General features: G+C 47.8%; 1 protein-coding gene. It reads left to right on the forward strand.

Annotated features, from left to right (window positions below; genetic code table 11):
- Positions 1-322, forward strand: a 322-nt coding sequence (locus tag KDM89_RS21130) for an OmpW/AlkL family protein (protein ID WP_212689776.1), incomplete at both ends; no start/stop codon positions are given.

The raw sequence follows: 322 nt of genomic DNA on the forward strand, positions 1-322 counted from the left end.
GTTGGCGCGGCGGATCTGATCACTGTCAGCAAAAAAACGATTCCTGAAGTAGATATCAGTTACTACTTCACACCTAATATTTCTGCAGAACTGATCCTGACTTACCCACAAAAACATGATGTGGAACTGGCGGGTAAAAACATCGGTGCTTTCAAACATCTGCCACCAACCCTGACTGCAAAATACCACTTTGCACCAGAAGCGCAATTCAGTCCGTATGTAGGCGCTGGTGTGAACTACACCCGCATCTCTGATGTGAACCTGCTCAACGGTGCAGCAGATCTGGAAAAAAGCAGCTTTGGTCTGGCTCTGCAAGCGGGTA

It is taken from the genome of Cognatundibacterium luofuense (assembly GCF_018139685.1).
In the GTDB taxonomy this organism is placed as follows: domain Bacteria; phylum Pseudomonadota; class Gammaproteobacteria; order Burkholderiales; family Burkholderiaceae_D; genus Undibacterium; species Undibacterium luofuense.